General features: G+C 37.0%; 17 protein-coding genes. 7 read left to right on the forward strand and 10 right to left on the reverse strand.

Features of this window, described 5'->3' with window-relative positions; translation table 11 throughout:
• Positions 1 to 147 precede the first annotated feature (147 nt).
• Entirely contained in the window at positions 148 to 1,482 is a 1,335-nt protein-coding gene (locus tag B7709_RS06570; protein ID WP_084972164.1) for an Nramp family divalent metal transporter, read from the forward strand.
• A gap of 293 nt (positions 1,483 to 1,775) precedes the next feature.
• Here B7709_RS06570 and B7709_RS06575 read toward each other — a convergent pair whose 3' ends face one another.
• The 7 genes from B7709_RS06575 to B7709_RS06610 form a co-directional block, all read right to left on the reverse strand.
• On the reverse strand, positions 1,776 to 2,129 hold the full coding sequence (locus B7709_RS06575) for a type II toxin-antitoxin system RelE/ParE family toxin (protein WP_084972165.1): 354 nt from the start codon (positions 2,127 to 2,129) through the stop codon (positions 1,776 to 1,778).
• On the reverse strand, positions 2,119 to 2,403 hold the full coding sequence (relB, locus tag B7709_RS06580; protein ID WP_084972166.1) for a type II toxin-antitoxin system RelB/ParD family antitoxin: 285 nt from the start codon (positions 2,401 to 2,403) through the stop codon (positions 2,119 to 2,121). The genes B7709_RS06575 and relB overlap by 11 nt, the downstream gene beginning before the upstream one ends.
• 454 nt (positions 2,404 to 2,857) lie before the next feature.
• Positions 2,858 to 4,285: a MobV family relaxase gene (gene mobV, locus B7709_RS06585; protein ID WP_084972167.1), complete on the reverse strand. Its 1,428-nt coding sequence runs from the start codon at positions 4,283 to 4,285 to the stop codon at positions 2,858 to 2,860.
• 282 nt (positions 4,286 to 4,567) lie between these two features.
• Positions 4,568 to 5,413 (reverse strand): replication initiation protein, encoded by an 846-nt coding sequence (locus B7709_RS06590; protein WP_084972168.1) that lies wholly within the window; start codon positions 5,411 to 5,413, stop codon positions 4,568 to 4,570.
• Between the two features lie 292 nt (positions 5,414 to 5,705).
• Positions 5,706 to 6,347, reverse strand: coding sequence for a thioredoxin domain-containing protein (locus B7709_RS06600; protein ID WP_084972169.1), 642 nt, complete (start codon positions 6,345 to 6,347; stop codon positions 5,706 to 5,708).
• A 10-nt stretch (positions 6,348 to 6,357) separates the two neighbouring features.
• Positions 6,358 to 6,690, reverse strand: coding sequence for a replication initiator protein A (locus tag B7709_RS06605; RefSeq protein WP_084972170.1), 333 nt, complete (start codon positions 6,688 to 6,690; stop codon positions 6,358 to 6,360).
• An 8-nt stretch (positions 6,691 to 6,698) separates the two neighbouring features.
• A complete protein-coding gene (locus B7709_RS06610; RefSeq protein WP_084972171.1) occupies positions 6,699 to 6,977 on the reverse strand; it encodes a DNA-binding protein in 279 nt (92 codons plus the stop codon).
• A 152-nt stretch (positions 6,978 to 7,129) separates the two neighbouring features.
• Between B7709_RS06610 and B7709_RS06615 the strand changes: the two genes are divergently transcribed.
• Entirely contained in the window at positions 7,130 to 7,681 is a 552-nt protein-coding gene (locus tag B7709_RS06615; protein WP_084972172.1) for a helix-turn-helix domain-containing protein, read from the forward strand.
• Positions 7,682 to 7,752: 71 nt separating this feature from the next.
• On the forward strand, positions 7,753 to 8,910 hold the full coding sequence (locus B7709_RS06620) for a tyrosine-type recombinase/integrase (RefSeq protein ID WP_084972173.1): 1,158 nt from the start codon (positions 7,753 to 7,755) through the stop codon (positions 8,908 to 8,910).
• Between the two features lie 105 nt (positions 8,911 to 9,015).
• Here B7709_RS06620 and B7709_RS06625 read toward each other — a convergent pair whose 3' ends face one another.
• The 3 genes from B7709_RS06625 to B7709_RS06635 form a co-directional block, all read right to left on the reverse strand.
• Positions 9,016 to 9,258 carry a type B 50S ribosomal protein L31 gene (locus tag B7709_RS06625; protein WP_000710762.1) on the reverse strand — a complete coding sequence of 81 codons (243 nt, stop codon included), beginning with the start codon at positions 9,256 to 9,258 and terminating at the stop codon, positions 9,016 to 9,018.
• Positions 9,259 to 9,417: 159 nt separating this feature from the next.
• Positions 9,418 to 10,218, reverse strand: coding sequence for a lantibiotic ABC transporter permease (locus tag B7709_RS06630; protein ID WP_084972174.1), 801 nt, complete (start codon positions 10,216 to 10,218; stop codon positions 9,418 to 9,420).
• A 106-nt stretch (positions 10,219 to 10,324) separates the two neighbouring features.
• Positions 10,325 to 11,269, reverse strand: coding sequence for a DHH family phosphoesterase (locus B7709_RS06635; protein ID WP_084972175.1), 945 nt, complete (start codon positions 11,267 to 11,269; stop codon positions 10,325 to 10,327).
• Positions 11,270 to 11,372: 103 nt separating this feature from the next.
• Here B7709_RS06635 and B7709_RS06640 point away from each other — a divergent pair, with 103 nt between their 5' ends.
• The 4 genes from B7709_RS06640 to crcB (B7709_RS06655) all read left to right on the forward strand — a co-directional run bounded on the left by B7709_RS06640 (position 11,373) and on the right by crcB (B7709_RS06655) (position 12,893).
• Positions 11,373 to 11,816, forward strand: coding sequence for a flavodoxin (locus B7709_RS06640; RefSeq protein WP_001162125.1), 444 nt, complete (start codon positions 11,373 to 11,375; stop codon positions 11,814 to 11,816).
• Between the two features lie 116 nt (positions 11,817 to 11,932).
• Positions 11,933 to 12,199 carry a chorismate mutase gene (locus B7709_RS06645; RefSeq protein WP_084972176.1) on the forward strand — a complete coding sequence of 89 codons (267 nt, stop codon included), beginning with the start codon at positions 11,933 to 11,935 and terminating at the stop codon, positions 12,197 to 12,199.
• Positions 12,196 to 12,570 (forward strand): fluoride efflux transporter CrcB, encoded by a 375-nt coding sequence (gene crcB, locus B7709_RS06650; protein WP_084972177.1) that lies wholly within the window; start codon positions 12,196 to 12,198, stop codon positions 12,568 to 12,570. Before B7709_RS06645 ends, crcB (B7709_RS06650) begins: the two co-directional genes overlap by 4 nt.
• The gene (crcB, locus tag B7709_RS06655) at positions 12,564 to 12,893 is read left to right on the forward strand and encodes a fluoride efflux transporter CrcB (protein WP_084972178.1); all 330 of its coding nucleotides are present in this window, start codon (positions 12,564 to 12,566) and stop codon (positions 12,891 to 12,893) included. Before crcB (B7709_RS06650) ends, crcB (B7709_RS06655) begins: the two co-directional genes overlap by 7 nt.
• Positions 12,894 to 12,981 lie beyond the last annotated feature (88 nt).

Here is a 12,981-nt window from a genome sequence, read left to right on the forward strand (position 1 = left end):
CTGATCTTGCTTATTTCAACTATCATTCTTTCCTTAAGAATCATTCCAAAATGTGATATAATAAGGAAAGATTGGAAATAGGCAAACTATTTTCAAAAATTCCATTAAGGAAACTGGTAAAGACAGATTAGAAAGTGGGAAATCCCTATGTCCTCTTATGAAAAAGTCTCTCTTTCTGAGATCAATCAATCTATTGAAACTCCAAATAACAACCATTTTTGGCAAAATCTAAAAGCATTTTTAGGACCTGGTGCACTTGTGGCAGTTGGCTACATGGATCCAGGAAACTGGATCACCAGTGTGGTTGGTGGCGCCTCCTACAAGTACAGCCTTTTATTTGTTATTTTAATTTCATCCATCATTGCCATGCAGCTACAACAGATGGCTGGAAAGCTCGGTATCGTAACTAAGATGGACCTAGCACAGGCAACAGCTCATCATGCTCCCAAGTGGCTTCGCTATAGTCTGTGGGTGATTTTAGAATTAGCTTTAATGGCAACAGACTTAGCCGAGGTTCTAGGTTCAGCGATTGCCTTAAATCTTTTATTTAAAATACCGATTATGGTTGCTATTCTTTTAACCGTTTTGGATGTATTTTTGTTACTTTTATTGATGAAATTTGGTTTCAAAAAAATTGAGGCTATTGTTACGACTCTTATCTTAACCATATTAGGTATCTTTACTTATCTTGTGGCTTTATCCAATCCAAATATTCAGGGTATTTTTGGTGGTTATTTACCGACTTCAACATTATTTGAAACACCATTGCCAGGTCATGAAAGCCAATTGACCTTGGCTCTAGGGATTGTAGGAGCGACAGTCATGCCCCATAATCTCTATCTCCATTCTTCTCTATCCCAAACAAGGAAAATCAACCACAAAGATAAGAAGGACGTTCGAAAAGCTGTTCGTTTTATGACCTGGGATTCAAATCTTCAGTTGTCCCTAGCTTTTATTGTCAATTCCTTACTTCTTATTTTAGGGGCCTCCCTCTTTTTTGGTCATGCGTCCGAAATTTCAGCTTTCTCCCAAATGTACAATGCTTTACAGGATTCGAAAATAGCAGGAGCAATAGCCAGCTCAACTCTGTCAACTTTATTTGCTCTGGCTCTCTTAGCAAGTGGCCAAAATTCTACTATTACAGGTACCTTAACTGGACAGATCGTTATGGAAGGTTTCTTGCATCTGAAATTGCCTCAGTGGATTATCCGTATCGGTACACGTATTTTTGCCTTGCTACCTGTGATTATTGTCGCCGTTTTGTTTGGGCATCAAGAAAAAATCTTGGATCAGTTATTGGTCTATTCACAGGTCTTTCTTTCGATCGCTCTTCCGTTTTCAATCTTCCCCTTGATTTATCTGACCTCTAAGAAGTCACTGATGGGAGAATTTACCAATGCCAAGTGGAACACAATCCTAGGTTACGCAGTTTCAATCATCTTGACCATTCTTAACATCAAACTTCTTTTTGATATTTTTTAAGAGTGGTTTTGAAGTCAAGTCACGGCATCGGGAAGATTGGTAAAGAGGAAGTAGTCGTAGTTGATTCATAAAAAGAAGTAAAAAAAGAACAGTTGAAACTGTTCTTTTTATGATTATTTGAGACCGTATTTTACAAAGATATACTCTATAGTGTTTAAATCCTTATTAAATCAACGTTTCTAAAGGGATATAGCTGTAAAATATTATATATATACCGTATTGTTAAACCAAGACGGTACCAAAAAGGTACCAAAAATTAAGGTTTCGGAGCTTATAAAATAATGAAAGTTGTCTCAATCAGTTGAGCTTTTTTTATTGCCTTTTTGTAGCAAAGTGACATAGTCACTTTTAGTGTGGAATAGGTGAGATAAAAAAACGGTGTTTCGATTTTGGTCAATGAAGTAAAGCAAAACATATTGGTCAATAATTTTTCCTCGTGTGGGATACTTACTGTTAATCTTTACTCCGATTTTCTCATCAGCGTCAAAACCTGCTTCAGGAAAAATTTCTAAACTTTTTAAGCTGTCTAAAATTTTAGCCACAGTATTTTTAGCAGATTGAGGAGATAGAAGCACCGTAGCTATATAGTCGTGTATATTGTCGATAGCTTCCTCGACTTCTTTTGAAGCAATCACTTTATAAGCCATAGCGTACCCTCATATTGTCTAGGGAAGTACCTTCTCCTGCCTCGTATTCTCTCAAGGCACGTTCAGATTGAGCTTGTAATTCTTCAATCAACTGTTCTCTATGTAGATCTTCGGCCGTCTTAATAGGCAAATCTTGCTCCAGGACTATTTGCTCTACAAAAAGGCTAATAGCCTCAGTCATGGTCATTCCTTTTTCCTTGATAATGGATCTAGCTTGCTCCATTGTTACTTCATTTATTTTAAAATTGTATTGCTTAGCAAGTGATGTAGTCATGGTATATCTCCAATCTATATCTTATATAGCTAGTATATATCTTTTATACTTTTTAGGCAAGAAAAAACTCTTGAATATAATCCAAGAGTGAAACGAACAGGACCAGTGGTGGCACGGGTTCTTTACAGCCTAAAGCTGAAGGCAGTACCTCACCTGTACTTGAAACAAGTACCTTTGAGCAAACTGTTACCAGTCACCCGACATCATCCTATCCTTATCCATAGTTTAGGATAAATAAGAGAGAATGTCAACAATAATTTTTATTAACTTAGGTGTTTATGATATTTGACTTCTCCTTGATTGATTTATTCCAATTTCCTTTTGACAACAAGTAACCTATGACTTTTTATTCCTGTTGTAATCGGTCGGCAGCTTTTCAGTCTGCCGACACGACCCAACTAGTCTAATTCATCATAGCTTGTTGTCAAAAGTTTTCTCGGCATAAAGAGGTTATTCAGCGTTCTAGGGTTTGTTCATAGATTTTTTTGATGACTTTGACAGTATTAACAAGTTTAATAGGCTTGAAAGCATTTAGTTGTTTTGTAAGGTTTTGGAATTCCTTTTGTTTCATGTAGTTTTGAGCCTGGTTTCGCCATACCCCAAGCTTTCTGCTGGCTATATTTAGACGGTCACGAAGTTGTGAAATTTTATTTTTCAAGCTATTGTTTTCAATTTCTAAAATTCGTTTTTGATTTTTAGTTTCTCGGAGTTCGTCTAATATATGATTTTTATTACTTGATACATTTCTCAGCATATTCAATTCCTTGTTTTGTTGCTGGATAGTTTGTGACAGTTGGCGGTTCTCGTAGAAGTGTTGGATTACAGATTTTATTAGATTATTGAGTGTTTCAGGGGAGAGTTTAATTTTGCCATCGAGAGTTTGTTTACCTATCGTTCCATTCTCAAGTTGACTGATATTCAGTCCGTCGAAGCTTTGATATTTTTGAAGGTGCTCTCGAAGTTGCTTGGTGAGTTCGTTGATAGTACCTTGTTTTGTCTTTATATCTTGGTTCATACTGTCAATTGTTTCACTTTTACTACCTATGATGCTGTCTACGATATCTAGATCTTCTTTTTTGATATTAATTTCTTTTTCAAGATTTGATAGTGTATCTTGTTTTTCATTTAGAGCATGATCTAGGTTAGATAGCATTTTATTTTTTTCTTCGTCAACCATTTTTAAATCGTTAACTTTATTTGTCAAAGCTTTATTCATTTGCTTTAGTTCGCTGTTAAATTCTATCATTTTATCGAATTTTTCGTCAATTTGTTTTTCGATTTTTTGAAGAACCTCTTGCTTGTCCTTGTATTCCTGTGTTGATAAATGTTTTTTTGTACTATCAAGTTCTCCTCGTTGGAGATGAAAACCATGTTGAGATAAATACTTTGGGAGTTCATCTTGGATTTTTTTCAACTCTTCACGATTAAAAATTGATTTGGACGATAACTTTCCTTGCTTCATTGGTACAATTCCCATGTGCATGTGTGGTGTGTTTTCGTCTAGGTGAACACTAGCATAAGCAATATTTTCTAAACCATAGTTTTCAGCGAAATAATTTTTAGAAGTTTCAAAAAATCGTTTTGTCTCTTCGGGAGTAAGTTTAGCAAAAAAATCTTTATCAGATGTTATAATCCATTCATCGCATAGAACGGCATCTTTTCGAATAGCTCGTTTAGAAATTTTGTTCTCGTCTATATAGTTTTTGATTTGCTTTTCGTACGACATAGAGCGATCCCTATCTGTCAATTCATAATTTAAATGTGAGCGTTCGATATCGATATCCTTGTTACTGTGTTGCTTAAAAATACGTTCATTGTGTCTGTAAGCTCCACCTAAATTACCTGATTTGTACTTCGTCATTCTGGCTACAACATAACTCATAATTCATCCTTTCTCGGCTCAAAGGGTCGCCGAGCGTGTGGCTAAAAATTGCCACACATAAGCAAGCCTTTATGCGGTGTTCTTTACTGAGAACGGCACTACTTCCAAGTAAAGTATAACGCACTATACTTTACCTCCGGAAAAGTGTGCGGTCTCCGACGGTTTTGCTCTCTCGAAAGAGAGCAATCGGACTGTCGAAACAGTCCGATGAAAAGAGAAGTTCGAGCCATAAACTTCTCTTTTTGTTTCGCTCCGAAGAGCGAAAGGCATTCCGAAGAATGCCTAACGACCCCCATAAAAAGCAAGTTGTTTTTCTAGTTTGGGTCGTTCTTTATGTAACAGATTTTTCATCAATTGCAAATAATCAGTATCGGAAGTTTGATGGGTTTCCAAAATTTTCTTGTATTTACTTCTAGTGTTTTTGCTAACTTTATTCCAGATTCCTTTATCACGTGTTAAAGCTAATAGATAAAGTTGAGTTTCAATTTCGAGACTTTCAAAATAAAACGGTTTGAAAATAATAGTGTCAATAACCTCAAAAATATTTTCAACGGAGCGACTTCGTAACTGAAATTCTAATCTCCACCAATGTTCATATTGTTGTGCGTTTTGTCGTTCATCTTCACTTCCGTTCGTCAGTTGTTCAACTTTTTTATCGTATAGTCGAATTTGTTTTTCTGACCTTGAAGCTCCTAGATATTTTGTTTCAAGCTTACCATTTTTATCTCTCCATTCTTTTGTTGCAGTAGGCCGTCCCTTCTTTTCTAAAATGAATTCACTACAATCAAGATTAAAAAAATCAAAAGCTAAGTCAGCTCGAGTGATTGAAATATCTTCTAGATATGGTATAATCGTATTAAGAATTTCAGTATCAACTGTTCGGAGTTTGTTAGGATTAAACTCCATTCGGAAAGGGCGAGCATTTCGAGCTTGTCCTTTTAGTTTATCATACTCTAAATGGAGGATAACTTGCCCCCCAGACTTGGTATAGGCTTGAAACATATCTGTCATAGCTTTTTGAGTGATGATTGCAATATGGTTGCTAACTAATTTTTTAAAATTATTGAAACTACTGTGGCGTATTTCAGCAGTTATAGTAATATTATCTAAACTAACTTTTAAATCCAAATAAACCTCCTTTCTTTTAGAGGTCGCCTATCGGCGCCTCTTTTTTGTCTGCGTAAAGACCTCCGTAAAATGACATTCTTGGGGGAGCAACCCCAAGCCGACTACGTCGGACCATTTTCATTTTGCTACGGTCAAACTTGCCAAAAAATGGGTGTAGTAAAATCCCACGAAATGGGAACACAGCGTGCTGTTAGAAGCGCACGCGTTATAAATTTTGAGAAAGCTCAAAAATTTAGTCTCAAAATCTCATTTTCAAAATATTTTCATAGTCGTTTTCATAACTGTTTTGGGACTAGAAATTTTGCAAACTTGAAATAGATTTTTTGAAAAAATCTACTCTCTCAATCAAAAATATTTTTTGAATTTTTTCGATGATATCTTCAGGAGGAATTTGCTTGTTATTCTTATATGTAAAGAATCGGTCTTTAGCTTTTTTGATCTCTCCTAAATCGTCAGATTCATCAGCAAATAATAAATCATATAGTTCAAACCAACGTAATTCTGACTGTTTTCTGAATGAGTCAAAGTTTCTCCAGAATAGGGCTCCTGCCTCCAATTCTTCGAACTTTCTGAAGAGGTGCTGTCTTTCAATTTTTCTACGTTCTTTAGGAATAAACATGCGAACATCCTCTACTGATACTCCAGAGTAAACTCGGTCATTGACAATCGCAATTGGTAGTCTTAAATATTTATCCTTATCAGATAAAATTCGATGGATAAATTGTTTGAGACTAAGCCGATTATCCAGTTTGTAGTGTACTAGATTAGGATTTAGCAAATCAAAGAAATCACTTGTCTGTTTCAACATTTCCAGAAAGACTTGTTCAGTAAGTTGTTCCTCTTCATAGCTTTGAAAATTAATAGAGTAGGAAGTTAGCTGTTGGGTTAACTGTGCTCGAATACCAGGATCATTGCCAAAGAATATTTTTATCATTTTCATCACCTCATATTTCGTTGATATAAATCCGATAAGGTAAGCTGTATCCGTAGAATACAACTTCTCTTTCTCGTTCAATCAGATTGTGCTCCTCCAACATACGTAGGATATTAATCATTTTCTTTTTTCCTACACCGAACATCTTTTGCATTTCAGACAAACGATAGGCCAGATAAATATTGCCTTCAGAATCAATCCATCCTTTACTTGTAACCTCCTTTTGTTTATCTTTCAGGATTGTATAAACTACTATAGCATCGATACTCAAATCTTGGTAATAAGTCTCTTGAAAGAGAATTTTAGGGATATAGTAACAATTATCTTCAAAAATGTAAGTCATAGTATTTCCTATCTTTCATATTGTTGTAGCCATTGAGCGACTTTGTGTTTATCGTACAAGGTCACTCCGTCAATGACCATGTGGGGCATGCCTTCGCGTTGCCATTTTATGCAAGTTGTCGTTGAGATGTCCAACCAACGGCATAAACCTGACATTCGTAGCATAGGTTTATAAAGTTCCTGATCTTCAAAAGCTTTTTCGATAGCTTTCTGAAGCATGGTATCGTAACGGGCAAGCAACTTCTTTTCGGTTGCTTTTGGGAAGTGGATGGTAAAGTTTTCTGTCATATTCTGACCCCTTTCTTAATTTTATAAGCTCCGAATCAAATACACAAATGTGTATCTTGAATTAAATTATAATCTCTTTTGTGTTTTGTGTCAAGAGTTTTTTCTCTTTTGTGTAATTTGTGTTATAATATGTCAAAAAGGAGGATTATTATTTGACAAACTTTCAAACACTTGTTAAAAACAGTAAATTATCTCTTAAAGAAATAAGTGAGGCTACAGGTATAGGCTACTCTACTCTCGGAAATTACAATCAAGGGAGTAGAAGTCCAAATGCTAAAAATGCGCAAATTCTATCAGAATACTTTGGAGTATCTATCCCTTACTTACTAGGGCTTGATGATAATCCTGTACTAAAAGATCCAGGAGCACCTAAAGAAATGATCAAAGATTTCTATAAAGTGTTGACAAAAGGTACAAGTATAGAAAATAAAATTACTAAATGGACACCTTTTAGAGAAGATCTTGCTATTATACTTGCAGAACTCAATCAATCAGAATCCTTGTCTGACTACATTGATTTTCTAGCAAGCAAAAAAGGCTTCAACCCTGTTTTGGTTAAAGCTATTAAGGAATTTATAGCTGATGAAAAACAAGGCCTTATTCCTTTCATGATTAACAAATCAAGTGCAGAAGACTCTCCTTATCATTATGTCTGGGAGGCATGGATAAATTCTGACGAATACAAGAGATTGCAAGAAGAATAAGAAATAACAGACAATCATGATTTCTTTATTTTATAAGCTCCGAAACCTTAAAAAATAAAGGAGAAATTAGAATGTCTATTATTAAATATAAGGCTAAAAAGTCTAAATCAGGGTATCTTTATAAGGTCAGAATCTACAGGGTGATTGATGGCAAACGTAAAGACTTCTTTAAAGGCGGTTTTAAGAGCCGTAGAGAAGCTAGACAGTATGAAGCTATGATTTACCACAAAAAAGCGTCAGGAGACCTCTCAGAACTTCTGAGAGTCTCTGAGAGACGTTTTGATGAAGTTTTTGAGGAATGGTTCAAAACTTATCAAAACACAGTAGAGAGGACGACAAGCGTCCGTACAGATGATTTGTTTAGAATTCATATCTTGCCAGTTCTTGGAAAGGTGAAAATTTCCAAAATTACTCCTTGGCAATGTCAGGACTTTATTACCGAAAAAGGTCAGACTTTTAGGAATATCAAACAGGTCAAATCTTACACTAGTCAAGTGTTTGATTTTGCTTTGAAAATGAAATTGATTACAGACAACCCAATGAAACAAGTGATACTCCCAAAAAGAGAGCGGAAGAAGTCAGATAACTTCTTTAGCGTTGAGGAGTTGCATGAGTTTTTAGCCATTATTAAGGCAGAAGAGCCTTATAAAAACTATGCCTTATTTCGTTTGTTGGCCTATAGTGGTTTAAGGAAAGGGGAGCTGTATTCTTTGAGGTGGTCTGACATCGATTTTGACAATCAATTACTTTCTATCAGCAAAAACCTAGGTAGAATCAAGGGGAAAGCCGTTGAGAAAAGCACCAAAAACAAGTTTTCAATACGGCAAATTCCTTTAGATACTGAGACAGTCTCGATTTTGAAAGAGTGGAAACAAAAGAGCAGAAAAGAAAAGGGGCAACTGTCAGTTACCCCATTGATTGATAGTGATTACATGTTTACGTTTGTTGGCCGAGATGGAAAGATAGAGCCTTTATATCAGGACTATATCAATAGTGTTCTAAAGCGCATTATTAGGAAACATGACTTGAAGAAGATAACTCCTCATGGATTCAGACATACTCATGCTACCTTGATGATTGAAGTAGGGGTTGACCCTGTCAATGCGGCCAAAAGGTTAGGGCATGCAAGTAGTCAGATGACCTTGGATACTTATAGCCATTCTACAGTAGCAGGAGAGAAGAAAGCTATCACAAAATTTGTAGATTATCTGGATAGTGCAAAAGGTTAGTTTTCCAAGACGGTACCAAAAACGGTACTAAAAACAAAAAAAAGCCAATTCCAACTTTTTGGAAAAGGCTTTGTATCAACGTTTTTAAGCAATAAATGCGGTTGATTATTTGAGACCGTATTTTTTGTTGAAACGATCCACGCGTCCATCTGCTTGAGTGAACTTTTGACGTCCAGTGTAGAATGGGTGTGAGTCTGATGAAATTTCCACACGGATCAATGGGTAAGTTTCGCCTTCGAACTCAACAGTTTCGTTAGAGCGTTTTGTTGAACCGCTAAGGAATTTGTAACCAGTAGTTGTGTCCATGAAGACAACTGGGCGATATTCTGGATGGATATCTTTTTTCATTTTGCAATATTTCCTTTCTGCCATGGTCTCTTTGCGAGCCATAGATTGTTACCTTACTAGTCTATCAGATTCTGATAAGTTTGGCAAGTCTTTTCCCTGATTTTATTAAAAATATCGATAAAAATCACCCCAGTTTTTACTGAGGTGATAGGAGAAGAATTATTGGTCCGCCTGACTTGGATCTTTTTGTTCTTCTTTCTTTTCATTTTTAGATTCGGCTGTCTCTTCTTGGGCTGTTTCTTTTACTGTTTCACTTTCTTCAACAGTCTTATTTTCAGTATTTTCTTCTTCAGCTAGTTCAGTTTCAACTGGTTCTTCTTTAACAGGTTCTTTGTTTTCTGTTTCAGCTTCGACATGAGCTGGTTCTGTAGTTTCTTCTTTTTGCTCAGTTTCCTCTTGTGTGGTCTCTGTTTTTTCAGCTGTAGTTTCTTCTTTTTTATGTTCTTGAGTTTCTTTTTTGATTTCCTCAACTGCAGTTTTTACGGTAGTAGTCGTTACGCGTCCGACTGTTTGAGCAAAATCTTTTCCTGATTCAGCTAATTCTGCAAATGAATCTTTTGTGATTTTACCGCCTGACATTGCCAAGAGACCAGTTACAACTAGTGCAATACTAGCAAGAAGAGCCAGAATCAAACCAAAGCCGATTGAAATGCCATATCCACCAAAGTTAGACATGTACTTATTTACATTAAAAAGATTAATTAGTGTGACGAGAGTTGCAATTGCACCCGAAACAATGACACCAATTGAGAACCCTTTAGACATTGCTTTATTCATATTATTCAAGCACGCAAGAACAATAGATACAATAGCTGCGATAATGACAAGCCACCCATCTCCTTGGTAACCATTCATACTATAGGACCCAAAAGCACCCGCATTTATACTAGCCCATGGCAAGAGAGAACCAAGGATTGCTACTCCAGCAGAAATGAGGATAAACAAACGATTTTTTTCCATTACTAAGTCTCCTTTTTTCAGTTTGACTTATTATACCATAAACTGAGGTACAAAGAAACCGTATATTTTAAGAATAGTGCATATAAAAGGCCAAGAAAATTCTTTCTTAGCCTTGGTGAATCTGCAGAGCATCTTTAAGCTCTTTGTATATTTGTTCATTTTCTTCTAGACTATAGGAATTGGCGCCACTGGCTAATGGATGTCCGCCCCCATCGTGGCGTTTGGCAATCTCATTGATAGGGGTGATTTTACTGCGCATACGCACACGGAAGTGACCATCAGCTTGTTCAACAAAGATGGCCCAAGCCTTAACAGTATCAATTCGACCAGGTGCTCCAACAATCGCTGCTGTTTCAGCATCTGTAACCTTATATCTTTTCAAGATTTCTTGAGTAAGCAGAACGCGTGCGGCTCCGTTTTCATCAACTTCTAAGTAATCATAGACATACCCTTGAAGTTTTGCAATCTTGAAGCTCATGGTATCCATTTGACGAGACAATCCAGCAAAGTCAAAATCAACTTCTCGAAGCTGGGCAGCTATTCTAAAGGTACGAGCACTAGTTGACGGGTAGAGAAAACGCCCCGTATCCCCGACAATTCCTGCATAGAGAAGTCGTGCCGCTTCACTAGACAAAGCCAGCTGATTTTCTTGAGCAAATAGAGTAATCATCTCACTGGCACTGCTTGAACTTGTATCCACCCAAGATAGGTCACCATAAACATCATCATCTGGATGGTGATCGATTTTGATGGTAAAATCAGCTTGTTCATAGCGTTTATCATCGATACGAGGACGATTCGCTGTATCACAAATAATAGCAAGAGCACCTTGGTAGTCACTATCTTGTACAGTGTCCATTTCTGCCATCCAAGCTAGAGTTGGTTCGTTAAAACCGACTGCTTTGATGGTCTTTTCTGGAAAATGGTGTTTGAGAAGAGCTTTCAAGCCTACCTGACTTCCCAAGGCATCTGGATCTGGTTTCATATGACGATGAATGATGATGGCATCGTATTCTTTGATTTTCTCTAAAATTTGCTGGCAAATTTCCATAAATAACCTCAATTCTTTCTCATTTCATTGTAGCACAAGAATTTTTATTTTTAAAATGAAAAAGATATGATATAATGGAGAAAGATAAATTGAGGAGGACGATATGGCATTAGCAAAAATTGTATTTGCCAGTATGACCGGTAATACCGAAGAAATTGCAGATATTGTTGCAGATAAATTGCGTGACTTGGGTTTGGATGTCGATGTGGATGAATGTACGACTGTTGACGCTTCAGACTTCTTGGAAGCTGACATCGCAATCGTTGCGACCTATACTTATGGCGATGGAGAGTTGCCAGATGAGATGATGGACTTCTACGAAGACCTAGCAGACCTCAACTTGAATGGTAAAATCTACGGAGTGGTCGGTTCAGGTGACACCTTCTACGACGAATTCTGTAAGGCTGTTGATGACTTTGATCGCGTTTTTGTAGCGACAGGAGCAGAAAAAGGTTCAGAGTGTGTTAAAGTGGATCTTTCTGCCGAAGAAGAAGACATCGAACGTTTGGAACAATTCGCAGAAGAATTGGCTGCAAAAGTAGGATAAGAATCAAACTGCGCTGACTGGAAGGAGTCAGTGCGTTTTTTATTAGTTATTTTGGGATTTCACTAGCCTATTTGGTGGCTTTTTGATACAATAATTCAAATAAAGGAGGAGGCACTATGGATTTAAATAGTATTCGGCAAGAAATTGATCAAATAGACGACCAAATCGTCAAGCTCCTAGAAGAACGGATGCACTTAGTTGAAGGGGTTGTCGCTTATAAAAAAGCATCTGGTAAGCCAATCTTAGATACTAAGAGAGAAGAAGTTATTTTTGAAAAAGTCAGAAGTCGTGTAGAAGATAGGCGCTATCAGGAGACTATTGTCGCAACTTTTTCGGACATACTCAAACGTTCGCGTGAATATCAGGATCAAAACATCAAATGAAAAAAGAACAATTCTATCCGCTAGGGATTTTTTTAGCTGCTATGTTGGGTGGACTTGTCCGCTATTTTCTATCTAGTCAGTTGCCAGCCAGTCCTGACTTTCCTTGGGGAACCCTCCTTGTCAACTATCTGGGGATTTTCTGCTTGGTCTATCTGGTAAAAGGCTATCTGGTCTATAAGGGAAGCAGTAAAGGTTTGGTTTTGGCGCTGAGTACAGGCTTTTGCGGTGGTTTAACAACCTTTTCTAGTCTAATGCTTGATGCTGTGAAATTGCTTGATACCGGGCGTTATCTTAGTTTAGTCATGTATTTGCTTTTGAGTATCGGTGGAGGCTTGCTCTTGGCTTATTATCTAGGGAGGAAGAAATGGTAATCATCTATCTTGCAATCGCCTGTGGCTTTGGAGCCCTAGTGCGCTATTTCTTTTCCCAATACAATCAATCCTCGAAATTGCCCCTAGGAACTCTCATAGCCAATCTTCTCGGTTGTTTTTTGATTGGCTTGCTCTACAACCATGTGGAGTCCAAGGAAGTCTATGCCATCCTAGCGACAGGTTTCTGTGGTGGGTTGACGACCTTTTCAACCTTGAATGATGAGCTGCAAAGACTACTTAGTGACAAGAAGGTATTTTATAGCTATTTAGTCTTAACCTACATAGGTGGTTTTCTAGCGATTTTTTTAGGAATTCTGCTATAAATTTCTTTACTTTTAGGTGGAAATTTGGTAAACTGTATCTTGTGTGTAATGGACGCACAAAAATACAGTTTATCCGCTGAGGAAGGTT

This window comes from Streptococcus oralis subsp. dentisani (assembly GCF_002096335.1).
GTDB classification, from domain to species: Bacteria; Bacillota; Bacilli; order Lactobacillales; family Streptococcaceae; genus Streptococcus; species Streptococcus oralis_Z.